At 66.9% G+C, this 22,806-nt stretch carries 22 protein-coding genes; 7 read left to right on the top strand and 15 right to left on the bottom strand.

Annotation, left to right across the window (positions count from 1 at the left end):
• Positions 1–36: 36 nt before the first annotated feature.
• The 5 genes from ACP16H_RS02260 to ACP16H_RS02240 all read right to left on the bottom strand — a co-directional run bounded on the left by ACP16H_RS02260 (position 37) and on the right by ACP16H_RS02240 (position 4,767).
• Positions 37–1,218: a vWA domain-containing protein gene (locus ACP16H_RS02260; RefSeq protein ID WP_425070607.1), complete on the bottom strand. Its 1,182-nt coding sequence runs from the start codon at positions 1,216–1,218 to the stop codon at positions 37–39.
• Positions 1,219–1,519: 301 nt separating this feature from the next.
• Positions 1,520–1,687 (bottom strand): apolipoprotein acyltransferase, encoded by a 168-nt coding sequence (locus ACP16H_RS02255; protein ID WP_425070606.1) that lies wholly within the window; start codon positions 1,685–1,687, stop codon positions 1,520–1,522.
• Positions 1,684–3,084 (bottom strand): DUF2927 domain-containing protein, encoded by a 1,401-nt coding sequence (locus ACP16H_RS02250; protein WP_425070605.1) that lies wholly within the window; start codon positions 3,082–3,084, stop codon positions 1,684–1,686. Before ACP16H_RS02250 ends, ACP16H_RS02255 begins: the two co-directional genes overlap by 4 nt.
• A complete protein-coding gene (locus ACP16H_RS02245) occupies positions 3,084–3,539 on the bottom strand; it encodes an N-acetyltransferase family protein (protein ID WP_425070604.1) in 456 nt (151 codons plus the stop codon). Before ACP16H_RS02245 ends, ACP16H_RS02250 begins: the two co-directional genes overlap by 1 nt.
• 325 nt (positions 3,540–3,864) lie before the next feature.
• Entirely contained in the window at positions 3,865–4,767 is a 903-nt protein-coding gene (locus ACP16H_RS02240) for an AEC family transporter (RefSeq protein ID WP_425070603.1), read from the bottom strand.
• Between the two features lie 151 nt (positions 4,768–4,918).
• On the opposite strand from ACP16H_RS02240, the gene ACP16H_RS02235 reads away from it, so the two are divergent.
• Positions 4,919–5,149: a hypothetical protein gene (locus ACP16H_RS02235; RefSeq protein ID WP_425070602.1), complete on the top strand. Its 231-nt coding sequence runs from the start codon at positions 4,919–4,921 to the stop codon at positions 5,147–5,149.
• 422 nt (positions 5,150–5,571) lie between these two features.
• The gene (locus ACP16H_RS02230) at positions 5,572–7,332 is read left to right on the top strand and encodes a thiamine pyrophosphate-requiring protein (RefSeq protein WP_425070601.1); all 1,761 of its coding nucleotides are present in this window, start codon (positions 5,572–5,574) and stop codon (positions 7,330–7,332) included.
• A 3-nt stretch (positions 7,333–7,335) separates the two neighbouring features.
• Here the strand turns inward: ACP16H_RS02230 and ACP16H_RS02225 are convergent, their stop codons facing one another.
• Entirely contained in the window at positions 7,336–7,839 is a 504-nt protein-coding gene (locus ACP16H_RS02225) for a hypothetical protein (protein ID WP_425070600.1), read from the bottom strand.
• Between the two features lie 15 nt (positions 7,840–7,854).
• Entirely contained in the window at positions 7,855–8,694 is an 840-nt protein-coding gene (locus ACP16H_RS02220; RefSeq protein WP_425070599.1) for an AAA family ATPase, read from the bottom strand.
• Between the two features lie 688 nt (positions 8,695–9,382).
• On the opposite strand from ACP16H_RS02220, the gene dksA reads away from it, so the two are divergent.
• The 4 genes from dksA to ACP16H_RS02200 all read left to right on the top strand — a co-directional run bounded on the left by dksA (position 9,383) and on the right by ACP16H_RS02200 (position 13,479).
• Positions 9,383–9,805, top strand: a complete 423-nt coding sequence (gene dksA / locus ACP16H_RS02215; protein WP_425070598.1) for an RNA polymerase-binding protein DksA — start codon at positions 9,383–9,385, stop codon at positions 9,803–9,805.
• A gap of 196 nt (positions 9,806–10,001) precedes the next feature.
• Positions 10,002–11,171: an FAD-dependent monooxygenase gene (locus tag ACP16H_RS02210; protein ID WP_425070597.1), complete on the top strand. Its 1,170-nt coding sequence runs from the start codon at positions 10,002–10,004 to the stop codon at positions 11,169–11,171.
• A gap of 335 nt (positions 11,172–11,506) precedes the next feature.
• A complete protein-coding gene (locus ACP16H_RS02205; RefSeq protein ID WP_425070596.1) occupies positions 11,507–12,490 on the top strand; it encodes an XdhC family protein in 984 nt (327 codons plus the stop codon).
• The gene (locus ACP16H_RS02200) at positions 12,487–13,479 is read left to right on the top strand and encodes a molybdopterin-binding protein (RefSeq protein ID WP_425070595.1); all 993 of its coding nucleotides are present in this window, start codon (positions 12,487–12,489) and stop codon (positions 13,477–13,479) included. The genes ACP16H_RS02205 and ACP16H_RS02200 overlap by 4 nt, the downstream gene beginning before the upstream one ends.
• A 515-nt stretch (positions 13,480–13,994) precedes the next feature.
• Here ACP16H_RS02200 and ACP16H_RS02195 read toward each other — a convergent pair.
• Positions 13,995–14,603 (bottom strand): class I SAM-dependent methyltransferase, encoded by a 609-nt coding sequence (locus ACP16H_RS02195; protein ID WP_425070594.1) that lies wholly within the window; start codon positions 14,601–14,603, stop codon positions 13,995–13,997.
• A 169-nt stretch (positions 14,604–14,772) separates the two neighbouring features.
• Entirely contained in the window at positions 14,773–15,321 is a 549-nt protein-coding gene (gene infC / locus ACP16H_RS02190; RefSeq protein ID WP_425070786.1) for a translation initiation factor IF-3, read from the bottom strand.
• A 194-nt stretch (positions 15,322–15,515) separates the two neighbouring features.
• Between infC and ACP16H_RS02185 the strand changes: the two genes are divergently transcribed.
• A complete protein-coding gene (locus ACP16H_RS02185) occupies positions 15,516–16,844 on the top strand; it encodes a hypothetical protein (protein WP_425070593.1) in 1,329 nt (442 codons plus the stop codon).
• Positions 16,845–17,172: 328 nt separating this feature from the next.
• Here ACP16H_RS02185 and ACP16H_RS02180 read toward each other — a convergent pair whose 3' ends face one another.
• The 6 genes from ACP16H_RS02180 to cysG form a co-directional block, all read right to left on the bottom strand.
• Complete coding sequence (locus tag ACP16H_RS02180) at positions 17,173–18,036, bottom strand: ferredoxin--NADP reductase (protein WP_425070592.1); 864 nt, start codon at positions 18,034–18,036, stop codon at positions 17,173–17,175.
• Positions 18,037–18,129: 93 nt separating this feature from the next.
• Positions 18,130–18,492: a DUF934 domain-containing protein gene (locus ACP16H_RS02175; protein WP_425070591.1), complete on the bottom strand. Its 363-nt coding sequence runs from the start codon at positions 18,490–18,492 to the stop codon at positions 18,130–18,132.
• Between the two features lie 52 nt (positions 18,493–18,544).
• On the bottom strand, positions 18,545–19,321 hold the full coding sequence (locus ACP16H_RS02170; RefSeq protein ID WP_425070590.1) for a phosphoadenylyl-sulfate reductase: 777 nt from the start codon (positions 19,319–19,321) through the stop codon (positions 18,545–18,547).
• A 1-nt stretch (position 19,322) separates the two neighbouring features.
• Positions 19,323–20,993, bottom strand: a complete 1,671-nt coding sequence (locus ACP16H_RS02165; protein WP_425070589.1) for a nitrite/sulfite reductase — start codon at positions 20,991–20,993, stop codon at positions 19,323–19,325.
• A 15-nt stretch (positions 20,994–21,008) separates the two neighbouring features.
• The gene (locus ACP16H_RS02160) at positions 21,009–21,308 is read right to left on the bottom strand and encodes a DUF2849 domain-containing protein (protein WP_425070588.1); all 300 of its coding nucleotides are present in this window, start codon (positions 21,306–21,308) and stop codon (positions 21,009–21,011) included.
• Positions 21,308–22,699, bottom strand: coding sequence for a siroheme synthase CysG (gene cysG / locus ACP16H_RS02155; protein WP_425070587.1), 1,392 nt, complete (start codon positions 22,697–22,699; stop codon positions 21,308–21,310). The genes ACP16H_RS02160 and cysG overlap by 1 nt, the downstream gene beginning before the upstream one ends.
• Positions 22,700–22,806: the final 107 nt, after the last annotated feature.

Genomic DNA, 22,806 nt, shown 5'->3' with positions numbered 1-22,806 from the left:
TTTTCAGATGGTTGCGCGGTCAACGCTGCCGCTGCGTCAGCCCAATAGCTTCATGCCGCGGTCCAGGCCCTCGAGCGTCATGGGCACCATGCGATCCTCGAAGATCTCGCGTATCATGTGAATGCTTTGCGTGTATTGCCAATGGTTTACGGGGACCGGGTTGATCCAGAGGTGGTTCGGCCACTGCTGGCGGGCGCGGTCCAGCCAGACCTGACCGGCTTCGGCGTTCCAATGCTCGTTCGCGCCGCCGGGATAGGCGATTTCATAGGGCGACATCGACGCATCACCCACGAAAATGCATTTGTAATCATGGCCGTAGGTGTTCAGCACATCCCAAGTTGCAGTCTGCGCGTCCCAGCGGCGGCGGTTGTCCTTCCAGACGCCCTCGTAGAGGCAGTTGTGAAAGTAGTAATGTTCGAGGTGCTTGAACTCGGCGCGCGCCGCCGAAAACAGTTCCTCCACCACCTTGATATGCGGGTCCATGCTGCCGCCAATATCGAGGAATAACAAGACCTTGACGGCATTATGTCGCTCTGGCCGGGTCTGCACGTCGAGGTAGCCGTTGTGCGCCGTGGCGCGGATGGTGCCGTCGAGGTCCAGTTCCTCGTGCGCGCCCTGGCGGACCCAACGACGGAGGCGTTTCAGCGCCACCTTGATGTTGCGCGTACCGAGTTCGACGCCATCGTCGAGGTTCTTGAATTCCCTTTTGTCCCAGACCTTTACCGCGCGTTTGTGACGCGATTCATGCTGACCGATGCGCACGCCTTCGGGGTTGTAGCCATAGGCACCGAAAGGCGAGGTGCCCGCCGTGCCGACCCACTTGGACCCGCCCTGATGGCGCCCTTGCTGTTCTTCAAGGCGTTTCTTCAACGTTTCCATGAGCTTGTCGAAGCCCCCTAAGGCTTCGATCTCGGCCTTTTCCTCCTCGGAGAGGTGCTTTTCCGCCATCTTGCGCAGCCAGTCCTCGGGGAGGTCCACGGCCTGTAGCACCTGTTCGACACCTATCGCCTCCAAGCCTTTGAAAGCCTTGGAAAATGCCTGATCGAAGCGGTCGAGGTGGCGCTCGTCCTTCACCATGGCGGAGCGGGCGAGGTAGTAGAACGCCTCGACGTCATAGGTGGCGAGGCCCGCCTGCATCCCTTCGAGGAAGGTCAGGTATTCGCGCAGGGAGACCGGCACGCCGGAGGAACGGAGGGTTTCGAAGAACGGGACGAACATGGGACGAGTCTTAGGCCCAAGGCACGGGCGGCACAAGAAGCCGTAAAGCGGGCGCGCGCCAGGGTTAAGGCAGCGTGCGGCCTACCATGGGTGGTGGTCGAGGCGCGGGACGGACCGAGGCGTTAACCGGATCGCGGGCCGCGTTTACCCTATATTACTGGTGAACCGGCCGGTTTGGCCCCTGTTTCCGGCCGGTTGTTAACCCTTTTCCATGGACGTTACGTCACAGCGGGTTAACGGGGCGAGAGACGCAAAACCCCGGCGCGGGGCCGGGGTTGGTCACGCGACGATTGCGCGTGGGTCAGGTCAGCATCTTTTCGACAAAGATGGTCAGGAAGACCCCGACCACGCCGAAGGCGATGCCATGCACCGCCGCGTATTGTGCGATGTCGAGCTTGTTGCCCTTGCGGCGGGATGCGCGCACCCCGCCGAGGATGGCGCCGAACAGCGCCGCGAAAATCACGATCATAGAGCGCCCAGTCTCCGTCTGGCGGGGTTCAGCGAGCCGACCTCGCGCAGCTTGGCGCGGACGGCCCAGTCGGAGCCGAAGCCGTAGCGTGCCCAGCCCAGAGAGTCCAGCCGGACGGAGCGTGCCTCGGTCGGGCGACCGGCGAGGTCGAGCGCCTCGGCGCGCAGCATCATGAGGGTGGCCAGCAGGGCGGCGTTCTCGTGGACCATGGCGGTGTCGAGATGCGCCTGCAACAGGTAAAGCGCGTCATCGGCACGGCCCGCGCTGATGGCATAGGCGGCCAGCTGCGAGGCGACATAGGCCCGGTGCAGCGCGGTTTCCGGGGCATTGCCGAAGTACCGCTGTGCGAGGACGAAATGGTCCTGCGCCGCCGCCGGATCGACCGACTGCAACAGGCGGCCCATGGCGTAATGCGAGAAGGCGCGGCGGTGATCGGACCAGCCCATGGCGGATGCGACCTTCAGCGCCTCGGTCGCGGCCTGACGGCGCTGCGCGGGGTTCGCGCCCGGTCCAAGCGCCGTCTGCACGGCGTCGATCCAGATGCGCGGGGTCTTGGCCAGCCGTTTCGGCGTGCCGCCCTGACCGCGCGGGTTGATGCGGGCAAAGATCGAGGGCAGGCGGTCGGCCACCTGGCTGCGGGTCATGCCCGTGCTCAGCGAGGGGTCGTAATAGGCGCGCAGGATCATCATGTCGAAGCCGGTCAGGACGGTGTGGACGTTGTCGTCGTTGAACACCGAATCCGGCAGGCGATAGAGGTCGTTGAGCGGGCCGATGGCCTGGGCCAGTTCCTCGTGCAGGCAGTCGCGGACCTCCTGCGGGGCGGCGTCGGCGGGCAGGAAGATGGTCAGGCGCTCGCGCTTTTTCAGTTGCGACCAGGAGGTCTGCTTGGTGCGGCGGGCTGCCATGTATTCCTTCAGCGAGGAGACATTCGGCACCACGAAGCAGGCGGCGGAGGGCAGCGCCTTGCGGATGTCGGCGCGCGAGACGGCCTGCACGTTGATGTTGGCCTGCGCGTTGCCGGTCATCGAGATGTTGATCCCGGCCTCGTTGCGCAAACGGTGCAGCAGGCGGTTCAGGTCCGGGGTCAGCGAGACCGGCGCGGGGCCGGAGACACGGACGGTGATCGGCCCTTCGAACCGGGTGAGGATCGGGAGCGGGCGGCCGGATTCCAGCGTGAACGCCAGGTCGAGGAAATCGCGCGCCATGTCCGAGTTGGAGCTGACGGGGGCCTGCGGACGCGGCACCGAGAAGCTCTTCATCGGGGGGAGCGCGGAATCGGCCCCCATCGACGCGGGCGAGGCGGCCCGGGTGGCGGTGTCATTGGTGGGCGCGACCGGCATGCAGGCGCCCAGCAGGAGGTATAGCGGGAGGACGAACTTACGGGCTTTGCTGCGCATCACGGTCTCTGGTACTTGATGAACGGGGTCAGGACGCCGATGCGGTCGTAAAGTTGCCGGGCGGTGTCATTGAACTCCTGAGTCAACCAGTAGACGCTGGGGGCACCGTGGTCGTCGGCGGCCTTGTAGACGCCTTCGATCAGGGCACGCCCGATGCCTTTGCCGCGCACGGAGGGGTCGGCGTAGAGGTCCTGCAGGTAGCAGACCTCTTCGATTTTCCAACCGTGGCGGTGGAACAGGTAGTGGGCAAGGCCCACGACGCGACCGTCCAGTTCGGCGACCAGCGCGTTGTAGTCACGCGGGTCGTCGCCGAGGAGGCGCTCGAATGTCGAGGCGTAGACCTGTTCGGGCAAAGTGGATTCGTAGAAGGCGAGATACGCCTTCCAGAGTTCACGCCACACAGGTTCATCCTCGGCACGCAGAGCGCGCACGATCAGAGCCGTTTCTTGGGACACTTGTAAGCCTGCCTGCTTTTTGGTTGCTCGGATGTTATGACCATCCAAGGTTTTTCTGTCCTCTGTGGGGACACTATAGGGCAAAAGCAGGAATTCTGGACAGACGGAAACTCGCCTGTGGGCAAAATTTTCCCAATTCCGGAAAATGGGGGTATTTTTGTAGTGTAATCAGGGCGTTGGGATGTGCAGCGCAGCAACACATCGGGGCTTAAACTTGGTTAATGACCGATTAACCAAAGCCAAGTTTGGCTGCAATGAGGCGAAAAGGACCGGATTGTGGATCAACCCTTTGGGGTGGGGCTATACGATGGAATAGGGTGTCGGATCAGGCCAGAAGCGCCAGCGAAAACAGCGTCAGCGCCGAGGTCCAGACGATCACCGGGGCGATGGAGTCGGTCTTGACCCCGTGCAGCAATGCGAGGGCAAAGGCCATGGCGCCCGACGGCCCGGCGGCGGTCAGGGTGACGAGGGGCGCCCAGTCTCCGGGCGGTTGCAGGGCGGACATGGTCAGCCAGACCAGCGCCGGAAAGGCCGCGAGTTTCAGCAGCGTGACCGTGGCGATGGTGGGCGACAGGCGCAGCGAGTGGCCCGAGAGGATGATCCCCAGCGCAAACAGCGTCAGCGGGGCGGCAGCGCGGCCCGAGAAGTCGAGCGCGGTAAAGACCGGATCGGGCAGGGTGGCGCCCAGGATGTTCAGGCAGGCCCCCAGCGCGATGGCGATCAGCACCGGGTTGGTGGCGAGGCGGCGGGCAGCGGGGGGCGCGCCTTCGGGGCGGCCCGCGATCAGGTCCGTCGTGATGATGAAGAAGGTGAAGGACACGGCGGAGTCCCACGCCACGATGCCGGTCACCGGCAGCACGGCGTCGGGGCCATAGATCAGCTGGGCGATGGGCCAGATATAAAGTAGCGTGTTGACGAAGATCACCGCCATCGACAGCAGCCATGCCTCCAGCCGCTCGCGTTTGAACACGCGGCGGAGCAGTATGTACGTCAGGATGAACAGGCCGACCTGCGCGCCCGCGTAGCCCGCCAGCGCCGGGGCCGAGAAGCCCGACCAGTCGAGCCGCGCTATCAGCGGCAGGATCAGCGCCGGTTGCAGCACCAGGAAGGCCACGCGGTTCAGCACCATCGCCTCGGCCCGGGTGACGTAATTCACCCGCCCCAGCGCGAACCCGAGCGCCAGCATCGCAAAGACCGGAAGGATGTCATGGGTGAGCACGGTCAGCATGGCGCTGACAGACCACGCGCGACGGGGGTTGGCAAGGCGGGGGCGGCTGGTGGGCGAATGGGCGGGTTCTTGCTGCGGGTGCAAAATGTGATGGAACGCGGGATGGGGCGACAGCGTCGGGTTGGTACGACGTCCACAAAGGAGAGAGACGATGACCCACGTGATGTTCCTGCCGCAGCAGATGATGCTGACCTCGATGCAGATGATGCAGAAGTTCTTTACCAGCTACATGGAGGCTTCGCAGCGGATGATGAAGCAGGGGATGGAGACGACCGAGGAGCTGTCCGAGGACGCCATGGAGACCGCCCGCGAGGTGAACTGGCAGGGCCAGGAGGCGCTGAAGCGGGCGACCGAAGAGGGCAAGTCCGCGATGCCGGTCTGACGGGGCCGGCTGGCTTGACAGGGGATGACGGGGGCGCGGCATGGCTGCGCCCTTTGTCGTTTGGGTGCAGGAGGGGTTTCGCGCGACCGGCGGGGCTTTGCACCTTGGTTATGGTTTGTCGCGCTTTGCGCGATGGGGGGGCTTTGCCGCCCGATTTAAGGTATGTCGTGCTTTGCACGACGGGGGGCTTTGCCGCCCGATTTATGAATTGTCGTGCTTTGCGCGACGGGGGGCTTGGCCCCCGATTTAAGGTATGTCGTGCTTTGCACGACGGGGGGCTTTGCCCCCCGACCCCCAGAGGTATTTTTGCCAAGAAGAAGCAGGGGCGCGGTGGGTCTGGTCAAGGGGGGCTTTGGGTGCGGTGGTGCTGGCGCGGCTGGCGGGTTTGCGGCTAGGGTCGGGCGCAAAGGGGAGGCTTTTTCATGGGCATGACGGGCGGGATGACGGGTACGGCAGCGGACGGGACCACGGATGGGACTACGGGCGGCACCACGGGCGCGATGACGGCGGGCAGCGCGCTTTTTGCGCGGATGAAGATGCTGGGCGTGGATTGGGTCTTTGCCAATTCCGGCACGGATTTTCCGCCCATCATCGAGGGGCTGATCGCGGCGCGGGCGGCGGGGATCGACTTGCCGCAGGCGCTCACCATTCCGCACGAGCATGTGGCCGTGGGCATGGCGCATGGGGTCTGGCAGGTGACGGGCCGCGCGCAGGCGGTGATGTTGCACACCAACGTGGGCCTGTCGAACGGCGCGACCGGGGTCATCAACGCGGCCTGTGACCAGGTGCCGATGCTGGTGATGTCGGGGCGCACGCCGGTCATGGAGGGCGGGCGGTTTGGCGCGCGCACGGTGCCGATCGGCTGGGGACAGGAGATGTACGACCAGACGGCCCTCGTGCGGGAGGCGTGCAAGTGGGACTACGAACTGCGGTTCCCGGAACAGGTGCCGGCGCTTCTGGACCGCGGGATGGCCGTGGCGGAGTCCCTGCCGAAGGGGCCGGTCTACCTGAGCCTGCCGCGCGAGGTTCTGTGCGCGCCGTGCCCCGAGGCGGCGGTGGCCGCGCCGGTGCGGATGGCCCCGGCGGTGGGGGTGGCGTCGGAGGCCGCCGTGGCCGAGGCGGCGGCGCTGCTTGCGGGGGCAAAGCGGCCGCTGGTGATTGCGCAGCGTGGGGTTGGTGCGGCCTTCGAGGCGTTTCGGGCCTTTGTCGAGCGTTGGGGGCTCCCGGTCTCGCAATACTGGGCGAACCGGGTGTCGCTGGCGGCGTCCTCGCCCTGCGCGGTGGACTGGATGCCGGGGGACTGGCTGGCCGAGGCGGATGTGGTCCTGGTGATTGATGCGCTGGCACCGTGGTGGCCGGATCGGATGCCTTTGGGAGAGGAGGCCAGGGTGATCCAGCTGGGGCCGGACCCGCTGTTCGCGCGGACCTCGCCGATGCGGAGCTTCCCTGCGGATGTGGTGCTGGCCGGAGAGACGGCGGCGTCGTTGACCGCGCTGATGGCGGCGGTGGACGGGCTGGGCGGCGAGGAGGCGGTGATCGCCGCGCGGGCGGCGCGTTTGGCCGAGCGGGCGGCGGCTGTGCGCGCGGCGTCGCTGGCGCGGGCCGAGGCCGGGTGTCGGGCGCCCATGACGAAGGACTGGGTCGGGCTGTGCGTGCAGCGCGCCGCCGGGGGGCGGGCATTTTCCGTGTTTCACGAGTTGGGCTGCCCGCTGGTGTCGCTGGGGATCGAGGACCCTCTGGGCTATTTCCAGGAGCCGCATTCGGGCGGTCTGGGCTGGGGCTTGCCCGCCGCCATGGGCGCAAAGCTGGCCGCGCCGGAGCGGCTGGTCTTTGCGACGGTGGGCGACGGCAGCTACATGTTCGCCAACCCGGTCGCCTGTCACCAGGTGATGGAGGCGCTGGGGCTGGGCGTGGTGACGCTGGTGCTGAACAACGAGGAATGGGGCGCGGTGCGGGCGTCCGTATCCGGGGTCTACCCGGAGGGAATGGGGGCGAAGGCGAACGAGGTGCCGCTGACATCGCTGCGCCCGTCGCCGGATTTCACCAGGGTGGCCGAGGCGAGCCGGGGGTATGCGGAACGGGTGGAGCGCGGCGAGGACCTGCCGGGCGCGCTGGCACGGGCGATTGCCGCGGCGGACGCGGGGCGACACGCGCTGCTGGATGTGGCGATTGCGCGGGAGTGAGTGTCAGGACCCTTGTGGGATGTCAGCGGACGGGCGCAGGCGGTTCAACCCGTCCTGAAGGGCGGTGCAGAGCCTTTGAGCCTGTGCTCCGGTGGAGGTGTGCAGGAAGGTGTAGCCGTCCAGCCCGGAGGTGCCGAGTATATGCAGTTGGACGAGGGTCCGATGGTCCTCCAGACCGGGGCCGGAGCCGTCAAGGGCGACGTGGGACAGCTGTGAGAGCGGTGCGGACCAATGCCCCCGCCGCAGCCGGGAGGTGTCCCGGACGGCGATCCGATCCTGACCGGTGTCCATGGTGACAGTGACGGTGCCCCGGAAGCTTCGCCATGCGAGGATCAGGGCGATCAGCGCTCCGGCCAGCAGGACCATGGCCCCGTCGGAGCCATGGCGCGTGTTCGTGTAGAGGGCGCCGCCGAGGAAAACGACCGCGGCGCCGAGGGCGAACAGGGCCGCGCCGCGGAAATCGTCGCGGATCACCAGTCGGGTTTCGGTGGACGCGAGAACCTGCACCGGACGGGCCGGTCCTTAGCGTTCCCGCCGCGCCATGAAGGCCAGCCGTTCGAACAGATGCACGTCCTGCTCGTTCTTCAGCAGCGCCCCGTGGAGTTTCGGCAGCGCGTTCGCGCCGTCGCGTTTCAGGTCTTCGGGCGTCAGGTCCTCCGCCAGAAGCAGCTTCAGCCAGTCCAGCACCTCGGAGGTCGAGGGCTTCTTCTTCAGCCCCGGCTGCTCGCGCAGTTCGAAGAACTGGGTCAGGGCAACCGTCAGCAGCTGATCCTTGATGTCCGGGAAGTGCACGCGGACGATCTGGCGCAGGGTGTCCTGATCGGGAAAGCGGATGTAGTGAAAGAAACAGCGGCGCAGGAAGGCGTCGGGCAGCTCTTTCTCGTTGTTCGAGGTGATGATGACGATGGGGCGGGTGCGGGCGGCGATGGTCTCTCCGGTCTCGTAGACGTGGAATTCCATGCGGTCGAGTTCCTGCAACAGGTCGTTGGGGAACTCGATGTCGGCCTTGTCGATCTCGTCGATCAGCAGGACGACCTTCCGGTCGGTGTCGAAGGCCTGCCAGAGCTTGCCCTTCTTGATGTAGTTCTTCACGTCGTGCACGCGCTCGTCGCCCAGCTGGCTGTCACGCAGGCGCGAGACGGCGTCGTATTCATACAGACCCTGCTGTGCCCGCGTGGTGGATTTGACGTTCCACTCGATCATCGGCAGCCCCAGCGAGGCGGCCACCTGACGGGCCAGTTCGGTCTTGCCGGTGCCGGGCTCGCCCTTGACCAGCAGCGGGCGTTCCAGCGTGATGGCGGCATTCACCGCCATGGTGAGGTCGTCCGTGGCGACATAATCCTGGGTGCCGTCAAAGCGCATGGGTCTCTCCTGTTCGTTGCTGACAGGGGTAAAGGCGCGGGCGGCAGGGTGCAAGATGCGCGCCGCCCGACTGGTGCGGCGCCTTGTGCTTCTTCTTGGTGCAAATACTCCGGGGTCCGGAGGTGGAACCCCCGGTGGATCGGTGCCGTCAGGCGCCGAAACCCATAGCTGCATCACTCGCCCGGTGGATCGTCCGAGACGGCAAGGGTGCCCGCGCGGGAGGACGTATCGGGCGACCAGCCGGTCATCACGGTCCAGCCCTTCATCGGGGGGCAAAACGTGCCTTTGGCGAGGTCTGCGCCACACCCGGAGCGACCAGAATCGCTGCGGTTGCGAAGGTTGCTGCGAAAGCACGCATCGGTGTTTCCGTGGTCGTCCGTGCCGCGCCGGGGCGGCCGAACGGTTGTAACATGGGGTTATGGTTAACGGTGCCGGGCACCTGCTCGGACGGACAGGAAACCGGCCCCGTTGCCCTGTCAAGCGCTCCAAAGCACAGGCGCGCGGGGTTTGGCGAAGGCTGGTAAACAAATGCTCACTTTTGGTTTCACGCAGGGCGGGAAAACCCCCTCGGAAACGCGCTATTGTGTAGTGACAATGGGGGGCGAAGGGGGTAAGTGACCGCCCTAGGGGTGCCAGATATCTAAGGAATTTCAGTATGACGGATATTGGCGTTGATGAGGGAGCGGATATGAAAGCAGAGACCTTTCTGCCCGAGGACTATCGACCGGCCGAAGATGAACCTTTCATGAACGAGCGCCAGCTGGAGTATTTCCGGCGCAAGCTGCTCGACTGGAAAGCGGACCTTCTGGAGGACAGCCGGGACACCATCGAGGCATTGCAGGACAGCACGCGCAACATTCCCGACGTGACGGACCGGGCCTCGGAAGAGACCGACCGCGCGCTGGAACTGCGCACGCGGGACCGCCAGCGCAAGCTGGTCAACAAGATCGACGCGGCGCTGCGCCGGATCGACGAGGGCGAGTATGGTTACTGCGAAGTGACCGGCGAACCGATCTCGCTGAAGCGCCTCGATGCCCGTCCGATCGCGACCATGACGCTGGAGGCGCAGGAGCGTCACGAGCGCCGCGAGAAGGTGCATAGGGACGACTGATCGCGTCCGCGATCGGGGCGACGATTGATCGCGTCCGCGATCGAGGCGACGACTGATCGCATCCGCGATCGGGGCGACGACTGACGCGGTCAGGCTGGCCTGTCCGGTTGGAGACGGGCCGGATCGGAGCGCGACAAAGGTACGACAGGGGACGTCGGGGGCTTGCCCCGGCGTCCTTTTTCGTTTCCATGGCGGCATGGAACTGGATGGGCTGAAAGTCGCCGTTGTCGGCGCTGGGATTGGCGGACTGGCGGCGGCGCTGTGCCTGCGGACGCGCGGCGCGGATGTGCTGGTGCTGGAGCAGGCGGAGGCGATCCGCGAGGTCGGCGCGGGCATCCAGGTTTCGCCCAACGGGATGAAGGTGCTGCGGGCTCTGGGGCTGGCCGAGGACCTGCGGGCGCGCACCGTCGGGGGCCGTGCCGTGGTGCTGCGGGATTATCGCGGCGCGCAGGTGCTGCGGATGGAGCTGTCGGCGCTTGAGGACGCGGGCGATTACCGTTTCGTGCATCGGGCGGATATAATCGAGCTGTTGGCGGGTGCGGCGCGCGATCGCGGGGTGAAGATCCGTCTGTTGCAGAAGGCGACCGAGGTGGTGCCGGGCGCTCCGGCGCGGGTCGTGCTGTGTCACGGCGATCACGTCGAGGCGGACCTGGTGGTGGGCGCGGATGGTCTGCATTCGGTCTTGCGGCCCGTGTTGAACGGCTCTGCCGCGCCGTTCTTTACCGGGCAGGTGGCCTGGCGGGCGGTGGTGCCCAACGTGGTGGATCATCCGCCCGAGGCCTGGGTGCACATGGGGCCGGGGCGGCACGTGGTGAGCTATCCCCTGCGTGGCGGCGAAATGGTGAACCTTGTCGCGGTCGAGGAACGGCGCGGCTGGGTCGAAGAGGGCTGGGCGCAGGTCGATGACGCGGCCAACCTGCGCGCGGCCTTTGCGGCGTTTCGCGGACCGGTCACACGGCTGATTTCCGAGGTGGAGCAGCCCGGCTTGTGGGGTCTGTTCCGGCATCCGGTGGCGCAGACGTGGCACGGCACGGGCGTGGCATTGCTGGGCGATGCGGCGCATCCGACGCTGCCCTTCCTCGCGCAGGGGGCGAACATGGCATTGGAGGACGCCTGGGCGCTGGGTGCGGCGGTGGGCGCTGAGGGCTTGGGTGGTCTGGCGCGGTATCAGGACTGGCGGCGCGACCGTGTGGCGCGGGTCATCGCGGCGGCCAATGGCAATGCGTGGAAGTACCACCTGCGCAATCCGCTGGTGCGCGGCGTGGCGCATATGGGTCTTGGGCTCGTCGGGCGGCTGGCGCCGGAGAAGATGCTGCGGCAGTTCGACTGGGTATACGGCTATGACGTCACGCGGCTAGGCGGGTAAAAGACCTTTCGTCCGAAAGGTCTTGGGCCGCGCGTGGGGCGGGGGAAGAGTTTTCGGACGAAAACTCTTTGGCTGAGGGATGGCGACGTTTGTCCTGTGGCGGGGGCGTTGGGGCCGCTTTAAACTCACCAAAGCAGCAAGCTTCGGGGCCGGTCTTCTCTTGTTGCCTGACGTGACAGAGCCCGCCCCGGCCGGACAAGCAAAATAGCCGTATCCCCCTGCGGGGGCCCCTCGGCGATTTGGCTTGCAGGCCGGGTCTGCCTCTGTCCCTCTGGACACAGGCGAAGAACGGCTCCGAAGCAGCGGCCTTGGGGTGTGGAGCATGGGAGAGAGCGATGGCGCAGACCGATGAAACCTTGTTTGACCGGATTCCGGAGCAGGCCCTGGCGTGGCACCGGGCCGGTGTCGGTGCGGTCCTGGCGACCGTGGTGGAGACCTGGGGGTCGGCGCCGCGTCGTGTCGGATCGCAACTGGCGATTTCCGGCGAGGGGGTGATCGAGGGCTCAGTCTCGGGCGGATGTGTCGAGGGGGCGGTGATCGTCGAGGCGCTGGAGGCCCTTGAGGACGGCGGGGCGCGCGAGCTGGAGTTCGGCGTGTCGGACAACGATGCCTTTGCCGTGGGGCTGGCCTGTGGCGGCACCATCCGGGTGCTGGTGGAGCCTGTGGGCAAGGTGATCCCCGAGGCGCTTCTGGCGGAACTGTGTGCTGCGCGGGCGGCGCGCGAGGCGGTGGCCTACGTGGTCGATCTGGACAAGGGCGAGCGGCGGCTGGTGCGGGAGGGCTTTGCCGATCGGTTCCGCATGGATCGGTCCGGGTTCGAGGAGGACAGCCGGGTTTTTGTCGGTGTGCACAACCCGCCCTTGCGGTTGATCGTGGTGGGTGCGGTGCATATCGCGCAGGCTCTGGTGCCCATGGCGCGGATTGCGGGGTATGACCCGGTCATCATCGACCCGCGCGAGACCTTTGGGTCCGAGTTGCGCTTTCCCGGCGAGCGGCTGGTGCATGACTGGCCGGACGAGGCGGTGGAGGCCATCGGTCTGGACGGGCGCACGGCGCTGGTGCTTTTGACCCATGATCCGAAGCTGGACGATCCGGCGCTGGAGAAGGCCTTGCGGTCGAAGGTGTTCTACATCGGTGCGCTGGGGTCGACGCGGACCCATGGCAAGCGCCAGACGCGGCTGGAGGCGGCGGGGTTCTCGGAGGCGGAGATTGCGCGCATTCATGGCCCGGTGGGGCTGGATATCGGTGCCTCCGGCCCGTCCGAGATCGCCGTGTCGATCCTGGCCGAGATGACCCGCGTGTTGAGGAAAGGCGCGTGATCTTTGGCGAGGTAGCGCTGGAGGCGGCAGAGGGCTGCGTGCTGGCCAATTCGCAGGAACTGCCCTCGGGCAAGTTGAAGAAGGGCATCGTGCTGGGGCCGTCCGAGGTGGCGCTGTTGCGCGATGCCGGGCTGGAGAGCGTGCTGGCGGCGCGGCTGGAATCGGGTGATCTATCGGAGGATGTCGCCGCCGAGCGGCTGGCGCGGGCGTTGGTGCCGGACCCGGAGCGGGCCGGTTTGCGCCTGGGAAAGGCGTCGACCGGGCGGGTCAATGTCCATGCCGAGGCGCCGGGCGTGGTCGAGGTGCTGGCGGATCGCATCCATGCGCTGAACGCTGTCGATCCGATGATCACAGTGGCCACCGTGCCGGAGTGGCAGCGCGTCGGGCCTCGATCCATGGTGGCGACGGTGAAGATCATATCCTACGCGGTGTCGGAGGCGGCGTTGGAGGCGGCATGCCATGCGGGGCAGGGTGCCTTGCGCCTGCGGCGGGTGGTGGTGAAGACGGCGCAGTTGATCCAGACCTCGGTGTCCGGCGAAGATGACGGGGCCAAGGGCCAGAAGGTGACGGCGGAGCGGCTGGAGCGGCTGGGCGTGGCGCTGGGACCAGTCTGCGTGGTGCCGCATCGGGTGGACGCACTGGCCGAGGCGGTGCGGGGCGTGACGGCAGATGTGGTGTTGATTCTGTCGGGCTCGGCGACTTCGGATATGCTGGACGTGGCACCGCAGGCGGTGCGCGCGGCGGGCGGCGTGGTCGAGAGTTTCGGCATGCCGGTGGACCCGGGGAACCTGCTGTTCTTTGGTCGCCTGGGCGACAAGCCCGTGATCGGATTGCCGGGTTGTGCGCGCTCTCCGGCGTTGAACGGGGCGGATTGGGTGTTGGAGCGGTTGCTGTGCGGCGTTGCGCTGAGCGGGGCCGATGTGGCGCGCATGGGGGTTGGTGGCTTGCTCAAGGAGATCCCTGTACGCGGCCGATTGCGCGAGGCGTGAGGGTGTGGGCTGGGTATGCGGCTGGGTCCGGGTGTGAAGGTGGGGGTGATCTGATTGTGTGCTGCGCACGCTTTTTGGTTTGGTTTTCAGCTTCGGGACTCACCAAAGCGAAAGCCCGCTTTCGCTGCGAAGCCGACCATCCCCTGAGCCTTGCCTGACAGGACCCCGCGTCCGCGCCAAGCAAAATAGCCGTATCCCCCTGCGGGGGCCCCTCGGCGATTTGGCTTGTCCCGACCACGGGCCCCTGTCCGGGCGGCATCAGGCGACGGACGGCTCCGAAGCGAAAGCGGTCGGCCCAAGCCCCGTCTTGGGCCGACCGGCGGGAAGGCTGCCTTGTCCGCAGGACAAGGTCAGCACCCGCACGGCGCCATTCCGGGTGCAACAGTTTTGCCCAAGTCCCGTCTTGGGCCGACCGGCGGGAAAGCTGCCTTGTCCGCAGGACAAGGTCAGCACCCGCAGGGGGAGGGGACGGGTGCGCGGGATCGGTCAGGCGGCGTCTTTGGCCGACCGGCGGGTCAGGACGGTTTGTCGGCGATGAGGTCGATCAGGGCGGAGCGGCCTGTGTGGCCGGGGCCTTCGGTCAGGACCTTGTCGTAGGAGGCGAGGCGCAGGATGTGCAGGTCTTCGAAGGCTCGGGCGAGGAGGTCCTCGGTGTAGAGGTGGTCGGGGTGGCGCGGGCCGCCGCTGGCGTTGTCCAGTTGCGCGAGGCTGTAGCCCGACAGCATGAGGCGCCCGCCGGGTTTCAGGGCGCGCTTCAGCCCGGCAAAGGTCGCGTCGCGCAGGGCGGGCGGGGTGAACTGCCAGTGGATCGCCACCACGAGGTCGTATTGTGTGGCGTCCCAGTCCCAATGCGCGATGTCGGCCTCGTGCAGGGCGAGGGGGACGCCGTGGCTGTCGGCCAGCTTGCGGGCCTTGGCCAGCGCATTGGGGGCGCCGTCGAAGGCGGTGACGCTGAGGCCCTGGCGGGCAAGGAAGCAGGCGTTGCGGCCTTCGCCCTCTGCCACCGAGAGGGCGGTGCCGGTGCGGGGAATCAGCCCGGCGTTGTCGCGCAGGAAGGCGGTGGGTTCGGTGCCGTAAAGATAGTCGTCGCGGTCGAACTTGGCGTTCCAGTCGAGCGGATCCATGGGGGCTCCAATTCGTAATTGTTATGGTATAACGTGACTTTCTTTTGGCACGTGCCGGGGCGGGAGGTCAAGGCGGTCGAGGGGGCGGCAAAGCAAAAGGCCCGCCGGTGGGGCGGGCCTGTCATCGTGGTGTCTGTCCGGCAGAGGGGCCGGACTCGGGTGACCAGGGTCACTTGGCCGGGGCCGGTCCGATCATCATGACCATCTGGCGGCCTTCCATCTTCGGCATGTTCTCGACCTTGCCGACCTCTTTCACGTCCTCTGCGACGCGTTCCAGAAGCTCGCGGCCGAGGTTCTGGTGGGCCATCTCGCGGCCACGGAAGCGCAGGGTGATCTTTACCTTGTCGCCATTCTCGAGGAACTTGAGGACGTTGCGCATCTTGACGTCGTAGTCATGGGTGTCGGTGCCGGGACGGAACTTCACCTCTTTGACTTCGATGATCTTCTGCTTCTTGCGGGCCTCGGATTCACGCTTCTGCTGTTCGTACTTGAACTTGCCGAAGTCCATGATCTTGCACACCGGAGGGGTGGCGTTCGGCGAGATCTCGACCAGGTCGAGCCCGGCTTGTTCGGCCATTTCCATCGCGCGGGCGGGGGTGACCACGCCGACGTTCTCGCCCTCTGCGCCGATCAGGCGGATTTCGGGGGCGCGAATGCGGTCATTGATCCGGGGTCCGGTCTCGCGGGTGGGCGGCGCGTTGTGGGGTCGGCGTCCTATCTGAATGCTCCATTTTGCATTTTACGTCAGGGCGGCAAGGTAAACTTCGCGGGCCTTGCTTTCAAGCGCCAAATCGGTGTCACGCAGGGAGATTCATGCGGTTTTTCCTTGCGGATGCTGCATCGCGGCGTAACATTCCGCCCGGGCGCGTGAGGTGCCCGTGTTTCAAGTGACCGATCAGAGGGGGCAACGCCATGGGAAAACAGATCCTGGCCGTCGTCGTGGGGGCTGCGGCCATCGCGGCTTATATCTTTGCGACAAGCAAGGGCGAGGAGGTCGCGCCGGCGGTGCAGGCCAGCGCCGAGGCCGTGACGGAAACGGCGGATTCGGCGGTCGAGGCGGCGTCTGACGCGGTGGCGGTTGCCGAAGAGGCGGCGCAAGAGGCGGGCGATGCGGCTGCCGAGGCCGTGGCGGACGCGGTCGAGGCCGTCGAAGGCGCGGCGGATGCGGCGGTCGAGGCTGCGGCGGAGGCGGCAGAAGCGGCGGCTGATGCGGCGGTGAGCGCGGCGGATGCGGCGGAAGGCGCGGCAGAGGAAGCGGTTGCAGCGGCCTCGGAAGCGGCGGATGCGGCGGCGGATGCCACCACGGATGCGGCCGTGGCAGCGGCGGAAGGTGCGGCAGAGGCCGCCCAGGCGGCCACCAACGCGGCAGAGACGGCAGCCTCGGCGGCCGATCGCGCGGCGGATGCGGCGGCGGATGCGGTGGACGAGGCCGCGACCATGGCGGCGGCCACGGGCAGCGAGACGGCGGCAGCGGCGGCGGAGGCTGCGCAGGCGGCCGCGGATACCGCCTCGGATGCAGCGGCTGTGGCGGCTGATGCGGCGGCAGGTGCGGCGGACAATGCGGCGCAGGTCGCGGCGGACACGGCAGCCGAGGCGGCGGAGACCGCCGTGACGGCAGCCGGAGAGGCGGCTGATGCGGCGTCGCAGGCGGCAGAGGCCGGTATCGCGACAGCGCGCGAAAGCGTTGCAACGGCTGCGGATGCGGCAGAGCAGACGGCTGCGGCCACGGCTGAGGCCGCTGGCACGGCGGCGCAAACGGCAGCGGACACGGCGGCTGAGGCGGCAGATGCCGCCGTTGCGGCTGGCGAGGCGGCGGTGGCTGCCGGTGAAGACGTGGCAGAAGGCGCGGTGGATGCGGCCAATGCGGCGGTGACCGTGGCCTCCGAAGCGGTGGATGTGGCGGCGGGGGCCGCTGCGGATGCGGCGCAGGCGACGCAGGAGGCGGCAGCCGCCGCCGAGACCGCCGTGGAAATGGCGGAAGAGGCCAAAACGGCGACGACCGGGACCGCCGGGGAGACGGTGGATGCTGTTGATGAGGCGAAGACGGCGGTGGCCGAGCTGCTGACCGTGGACGGTTTCGATTATGACAAGCTGGCCGAGTACATCGACGGTTCGGACCTGAGCAACCTCAAGAAGATCTCGGCCAAGGCCGCGCTGGATGCGGTCAAGGACAGCCCGGAGATCACGCAGACCGCGCTGGATCAGGTGAAGGTCCTGTTGGGGCTGGAAACCGAAAACTGAGGCGCGGTTCAGGACCGTTCCGAAGGGGCGGCCGCGCCACCTGCGCGGCCTTTTTCATGTCCGCCGTTGTCAGATTGTGCGCCTGCGGCGCGCCGGTTGAGCGCGGCTGCGCCGCGCCGCCTGCCTCCGGCGGAGGGTATTTGGATCAAGATGAAGGCAGGGGTGCGCTGTTGTCCCTTCATCTTGATCCAAATACCTCGGGGAGCGCGAGGGGCAGCGCCCCTCGTCTTTTGGCTTTTCGGCAGCGAAAAGGCCGCGTTTCGAGACGCGGCCTTCTTGTCGGTTCGGGGTGTGGTCGGGCCGGGTTATCTGGCCCGATCGTCTGACCTCAGTCGAGGAAGGCCTTTTCCACCACGTAGTGTTTCGGGTCGGAGTTGGCGCCCTCTTCGAGGCCGTAGCCTTCGAGCATGTCCTTCAGTTCGAGATTGAAGGCGAGGTTGCCGCAGATCATCGCGCGGTCGGTCTCCGGATTGATCGGCGTCACGCCGAGGTCGGCGAAGGCCTCGCCCGAGCGCATCAGGTCGGTGATGCGGCCCATCTTCGGTGACTGTTCCCGCGTGGTGGTGGGGTAGTACTTGATCTTCTTCCAGAAGCCTTCGCCGATGACCTCGTTCAGCAGTTCGTCGGTTTTCAGGCCTTCGATGAGGGCGGCGCCGTAGTGCAGTTCGGCTTCTTCGCGGCAGGTGTGGGTGATGATGACCTCGTCGTAATCCTCGTAGGTCTGCGGTTCGCGCAGGAGCGAGGCGAAGGGGGCAAAGCCGGTGCCGGTGGCGAAGAACCACAGGCGCTTGCCCGGCAGCAGGGCGTCATGCACCAGCGTGCCGACGGGCTTGGGGCGCAGGACGATCTCGTCGCCCACCTGGATGTGTTGCAGGCGCGAGGTGAGCGGGCCGTCCTCGACTTTGATCGAGTAGAATTCCAGTTCCTCGTCCCAGCTGGGCGAGGCGATGGAATAGGCGCGCAGCAGCGGCTTTTCGCGGCCGGTCTTTTCGTCGGTGGTCATCAGACCGATCATGACGAATTCGCCGGAGCGGAAGCGCATCGACGCGGGGCGCGTGCAGCGGAAGCTGAACAGGCGGTCGGTCCAGTGCTTCACCTCGGTCACGGTTTGGGCGTCGGGGACGGCTTTCTTTGCCGGTTGCTGAGGGGCGGCGGTGGCGGTTGCTTCGGTCACGGGGCTCATCTCGGTCATGGTCAGTGTTGCAGGGGGTCTAGACCTGCACCTCATATCTAGCTTTGATCTGTGTCAGGCGAAACGCGGTTTGTGGTCGCGTGTCGTGGTGGCTCAGCCGCGGACGCGGGACTGGTAGTCGTGGGCCTGCCAGTCGGCGCGGAACTGCCATTGCTCGGCGGGTTGGCGTTGGGCCAGATCGTCGGAGATCTCCACCTCGTCAAAGCCGCAGCGGCGCGCCATGGCGTATTGGTCGGCCAGCACGTGGCCCTTGGCGCGCAGGGTGCCCGAGAAGCCCTTCAGGCGCAGGATGCGGGCGAGGGAGAAGCCGCGGCCATCGGCGCTGGAGGGGAAGGCGATGCGGATATGGGTCGCGGTGCCCGGGTCGAGCGTCGCCGGATCGGTGTCGCTGGCGAGGTCTAGGAAGGCGATGTCGTCGGCGGGGTGAAAGCCGGTGTCGCGGACGATGATGGTCATGTGTCGGGTCCTTTTCAGGGGGGAGAGTCGGGGCCGAGCCCCGACCTACGCATTACGATGTGGAGCGCACGGGTTTGCCGTCGGCGCCGAAATGGATGCCGCATTCGACCTTGTCCTGACCGCGCCAGCGGCCCGCGCGGGGGTCTTCGCCCGGCGCGACCTTGGACGTGCAGGGGGCGCAGCCGATCGACGGATAGCCCTGTGCCACGAGCGGGTGCTTTGGCAGGCGGTTTTCCTCCATGTAGGCGCGGACGTCGTCGGGGCCCCAATGGGCGAGCGGGTTGACCTTGATCCGGCCGGTGGCTTCTTCGAGTTCGAAGAAGTCCATCTCGGCGCGGGTCTTCGACTGGTAGCGCTTGCGCCCGGTGATCCAGCCGTCGAAGCCTTCGAGCGCCTGTTCCAGCGGCTGGGTCTTGCGCAGGTCGCAGCAGCGGTCCTGGTCGGAGAGTTTCAGCGCGCCATAGGGGTCGTGCTGTTTCAGCATCGCCTCGTCGGCACGGATGATGCGCAGGTCCGTGAGGTGCAGCCGTTCGGCCACCTCCTGCTGGTAGGCCAGGGTTTCCGCGAACAAGAGCCGGGTGTCGATGAAGAGCACCGGCGTCTTGCGATCCACCATGGCCACGAGGTGCAGCAGCGCCACCGATTCCGCGCCGAAGGACGACACCATGGCGATCCTGCCCGCCTCGGGGTCCTTGAGCGCGCCGGTCAGCACCGCCGTCGCCGAGTGGTGGCGATAGCGCGCGTTCAGCGTGGCGACGCGGGCGCGCTTGGCCTCCAGGTCCTCGGCCTCGGGCGTTCTGCCCGTGGGGGTGTCGTTGAGGGCCAGCATGTCAGGCGGCTTTCGACCGTTTGGCGGTTTCGCCGTAGAGCGCCAGTTTGAACGGGTCCATGCCGACACGGCGGAAGGTTTCGAGGAAGGTTTCCCCGGGGGTGGCGCGCTCGGCGAGGTAGGTGTCGACGATCTTCTCGATGGCCGGGACGATCTCGTCCGCCGAGAAGCCGGGGCCGGTGCGTTCGCCCAAGGCCAGCGTTTCGGTGTGGTCGCCGCCAAGTGTCACCTGGTAGTTCTCGACGCCCGCGCGGTCTAGGCCGAGGATGCCGATATGGCCCACGTGGTGATGCCCGCAAGCGTTGATGCAGCCGGAGATCTTGATCTTCAGGTCGCCGATCTCGTGTTCCAGTTTGAGTTCATCAAAGCGGGTGGCGATCTGCTGGGCGATCGGGATCGAGCGGGCGGTGGCCAGCGCGCAGTAGTCCATGCCGGGGCAGGCGATGATGTCCGAGATCAGGCCGATGTTGGCGGTGGCCAGCCCGTGTGCCTTCAGGATCTTGTGGATCACCGGCAGGTCGGATTTGTGGACGTGGGGCAGGACGACGTTCTGCTCGTGGCTGATGCGCAGTTCGTCATGGGCATAGTCGCGGGCGATCTGGGCCATGACGCGCATTTGCTCGGCGCTCGCATCACCGGGCGTGGCGCCATGGGCCTTCAGCGAGATCTGCGCGATGGCGTAGCCGGGGGCCTTGTGGTCGCTGAGGTTGGTGTCGGCCCAGGCGCGGAAGACCGGGTCGGCCGCGTAAGCGGCGTCGAAGGCGTCGGTCGGCGCGTTGCGGAAGGCGGGCGGCTGGAAGTGGGCCTTGATCTCTTCGAAGAGGTCCATGTGCGCGCCGTTGAAGGTCGGGCGGACGAGGGCGTAGCGTTCCTCGACGCGGGCGCGGATCTCGTCGAGGCCGTGCTCGTGCACGGTGATCTTGATGCGCGCCTTGTACTTGTTGTCGCGGCGGCCCAGCAGGTTCCAGACCGAGACGACGGATTCGAGGTAGGCGGGCAGGTCGGCGATGGCGACATGCTCGGCGATGGTCTTGCCGATCATCGGGGTACGGCCAAGGCCACCGCCCACGATGACCTCGGCGCCCAGGACACCGTCGACCTCGTGCAGGCGCAGGCCGATGTCGTGGGCCTTGATGACGGCGCGGTCGTTCTGCGACCCCGTGACTGCAATCTTGAACTTGCGCGGCAGGGCCTGGAATTCCGGGTGGTCGGTGGACCACTGGCGCACCAGCTCGGCCACGGGACGCGGGTCGAAGACCTCGTCCGCGGCGGCCCCGGCGAAGTGATCCGCCGTCACGTTGCGGATGGTGTTGCCGGAGGTCTGGATGGCGTGCATCTCGACCTTTTCCAGATCGTCCAGCATGTCGGGAATGTCCGACAGCGTCGGCCAGTTGTACTGGATGTTCTGGCGCGTGGTGAAGTGCCCGTAGCCCTTGTCATAGGTCTCGGCCAGATGCGCCAGCATGTCCATCTGCTCGCCGCGCAGCGTGCCATAGGGGATGGCGACGCGCAGCATGTAGGCGTGCAGCTGGAGGTAGACGCCATTCATCAGGCGGAAGGGCTTGAACTCGTCCTCGGTGAGCGAGCCGTCGACGCGGCGGGCGACCTGCGCGCGGAACTGGCGGTTGCGCTCGGCGACGAAGGCCTTGTCGAAGTCATTGTACTTGTACATCTTTCAGGGCCTTTCTCAGAGGTCGACTTGCTTGCCGTGGGTGTAGTTCGAGGGCCCGGTGCGGCGGAAGCCCTCGCGGAAATGGGTGGGTTCGGGGCCCTGCTCGGTCGCCGCCATGTCGGCCAGGTAGGCGCCGACGATCTCGGACTGGCGGCGCGAGGCCTCGACCAGCCGCAGGTCCGCATGGGCCTCGTCGGTCAGCAGTTCGGCCTGCGACAGGTGCGGCGTCCAGTCGTCATTGGCGGCGAGGTAGACGACCTCGCCGGACAGCAGCGCATTGGCGGTGACGACCTTGGGGGTGAATTGGCGGGGCATCAGGAGACCTCCTGTCGGCGAAGCGATTGAACGGTGGGCAGGGCGTCGCGCGGGGCGAGGCCGTAAAGGATCAGGGCGGGGCCGTCGGGACAGAGGTCCAGGTCGGCAGAGAGCGTGGCGAGCGTGCATTCCACGACCGACTGGTCGGGGCGCGAGGCGTTGGAGACGACGGTGACGGGCGTATCCGGCGCGGCGGAATGCATCAGCAGGCGGCCCTGGACGAAACGCGCGGCGCGCTTGCCCATGTAGATGGCGGCGACCTGACCGGGGGCGGCCAGCGTGCGCCAGTCGTGATCGGCAAAGCCTTCGGTGTCATGGGCGGTCAGCAGGCGCACCTGCTGGTTGCGGCCACGCTTCGTGAGGCTCTGCCCGATGGCGGCGACGGCGGCAGAGGCCGCGGTGATGCCCGGCACGATCTCGTAGGCGATGCCATGGGCTGTGAGCGCGTCGATTTCCTCGTCCAGACGGCCAAAGAGGGTCGGATCGCCGCCCTTCAGACGCACGACCTGCGCGCCCTTCGCGGCATGTTCGACGATCAGGGCGTTTATGGTCTCCTGCGGGGTGGAGGGGCCGAAACCGGTCTTGCCGACCTCGATCAGCACCGCCTCGCGGCGGGCGAGTTCGAGGATCGGCTGGGGCGCGAGGCGGTCATACAGAACCACGTCGGCACGGTCGAGCAGGCGGCGGGCCTTCAGCGTCAGCAGGTCCGGGTCGCCCGGGCCGGAGCCGACGAAGGAGACGAAACCGGCGCGCTGGTCGCGGGTCAGATGGCCCTCCAAGAGCGCGTCGAGCGTGTCCCGCACGGCGGCCTCGCCCTGCGGCAGCGCGCGCGGGCCGGCGTTGAAATAGTAGTCCGACCAGAAGTCGCGGCGCGCGCGACCATGCGGCAGGGCCTCGGCCATCTTGCGGAAGGCCTGCCCGATGCGCGCCAGCGGGCCGGTGGCGGCGGGGAGGGTTTCCTCAAGTTGCGCCTTGATCGCGCGGGCGAGGACGGGGGCCGCGCCCTCGGTGCCTATGGCGACGGTGACCGGGTCACGATCGACGATGGCGGGGGTGATGAACTGGCTTTCCTCGAGGTTGTCGACCACGTTCAGCAGCACACCCTGCGCGCGGGCGTGATGAGCCGTGCGCGCGTCGAGAACGTCATCCTCGTCAGCGGCATAGACCAGCGCCGCGCCCGCGACGTCGTCATGCGCCAGCAGGCGACGGTGCAGGGTCAGGCGGCCCTCGGTGGCCCATTGCGCGATCTCGGGCGCGGGGGCCTCGGCGTAGACATGCAGCGCCGCTTCGGTCTTCATCAGCAGGCGCAGCTTGGCCAGCGCGGCCTCGCCGCCACCGGAGACGATGACGATGCGCTCGGAAAGCGCGAGGAAGATCGGGAAGTGGCGCATGTGGGACCTCTTTGCTTGTGCAGAATATAGAATATCGTCCCGTGTTGTTGCTACCGGCTTGCCGAAATAAGGAATTCTGTTCTATCTCAGGGCGCGCGGCGGAGTGT

It is taken from the genome of Sagittula sp. S175 (assembly GCF_049800975.1).
GTDB lineage: Bacteria > Pseudomonadota > Alphaproteobacteria > Rhodobacterales > Rhodobacteraceae > Sagittula.
Note: the sequence above shows the minus strand (reverse complement) of the source record. Positions and strands in the feature narration are given on the sequence as shown.

What these genes read in the sequence shown, in the direction of transcription:
- ACP16H_RS02185 (WP_425070593.1), top strand. Translation starts at nt 15,516, where the DNA reads ATGGGAAAACAGATCCTGGCCGTCGTCGTGGGGGCTGCGGCCATCGCG.
- ACP16H_RS02230 (WP_425070601.1), top strand. Translation starts at nt 5,572, where the DNA reads ATGGGCATGACGGGCGGGATGACGGGTACGGCAGCGGACGGGACCACG.
- ACP16H_RS02235 (WP_425070602.1), top strand. Translation starts at nt 4,919, where the DNA reads ATGACCCACGTGATGTTCCTGCCGCAGCAGATGATGCTGACCTCGATG.
- ACP16H_RS02220 (WP_425070599.1), bottom strand. Translation starts at nt 8,694, where the DNA reads ATGCGCTTTGACGGCACCCAGGATTATGTCGCCACGGACGACCTCACC.
- ACP16H_RS02195 (WP_425070594.1), bottom strand. Translation starts at nt 14,603, where the DNA reads ATGGATCCGCTCGACTGGAACGCCAAGTTCGACCGCGACGACTATCTT.
- ACP16H_RS02165 (WP_425070589.1), bottom strand. Translation starts at nt 20,993, where the DNA reads ATGTACAAGTACAATGACTTCGACAAGGCCTTCGTCGCCGAGCGCAAC.
- ACP16H_RS02180 (WP_425070592.1), bottom strand. Translation starts at nt 18,036, where the DNA reads ATGACCGAGATGAGCCCCGTGACCGAAGCAACCGCCACCGCCGCCCCT.
- dksA (WP_425070598.1), top strand. Translation starts at nt 9,383, where the DNA reads ATGAAAGCAGAGACCTTTCTGCCCGAGGACTATCGACCGGCCGAAGAT.
- ACP16H_RS02160 (WP_425070588.1), bottom strand. Translation starts at nt 21,308, where the DNA reads ATGCCCCGCCAATTCACCCCCAAGGTCGTCACCGCCAATGCGCTGCTG.
- ACP16H_RS02240 (WP_425070603.1), bottom strand. Translation starts at nt 4,767, where the DNA reads ATGCTGACCGTGCTCACCCATGACATCCTTCCGGTCTTTGCGATGCTG.
- ACP16H_RS02205 (WP_425070596.1), top strand. Translation starts at nt 11,507, where the DNA reads ATGGCGCAGACCGATGAAACCTTGTTTGACCGGATTCCGGAGCAGGCC.
- ACP16H_RS02210 (WP_425070597.1), top strand. Translation starts at nt 10,002, where the DNA reads ATGGAACTGGATGGGCTGAAAGTCGCCGTTGTCGGCGCTGGGATTGGC.
- ACP16H_RS02170 (WP_425070590.1), bottom strand. Translation starts at nt 19,321, where the DNA reads ATGCTGGCCCTCAACGACACCCCCACGGGCAGAACGCCCGAGGCCGAG.
- ACP16H_RS02175 (WP_425070591.1), bottom strand. Translation starts at nt 18,492, where the DNA reads ATGACCATCATCGTCCGCGACACCGGCTTTCACCCCGCCGACGACATC.
- cysG (WP_425070587.1), bottom strand. Translation starts at nt 22,699, where the DNA reads ATGCGCCACTTCCCGATCTTCCTCGCGCTTTCCGAGCGCATCGTCATC.
- ACP16H_RS02260 (WP_425070607.1), bottom strand. Translation starts at nt 1,218, where the DNA reads ATGTTCGTCCCGTTCTTCGAAACCCTCCGTTCCTCCGGCGTGCCGGTC.
- ACP16H_RS02255 (WP_425070606.1), bottom strand. Translation starts at nt 1,687, where the DNA reads ATGATCGTGATTTTCGCGGCGCTGTTCGGCGCCATCCTCGGCGGGGTG.
- ACP16H_RS02250 (WP_425070605.1), bottom strand. Translation starts at nt 3,084, where the DNA reads ATGCGCAGCAAAGCCCGTAAGTTCGTCCTCCCGCTATACCTCCTGCTG.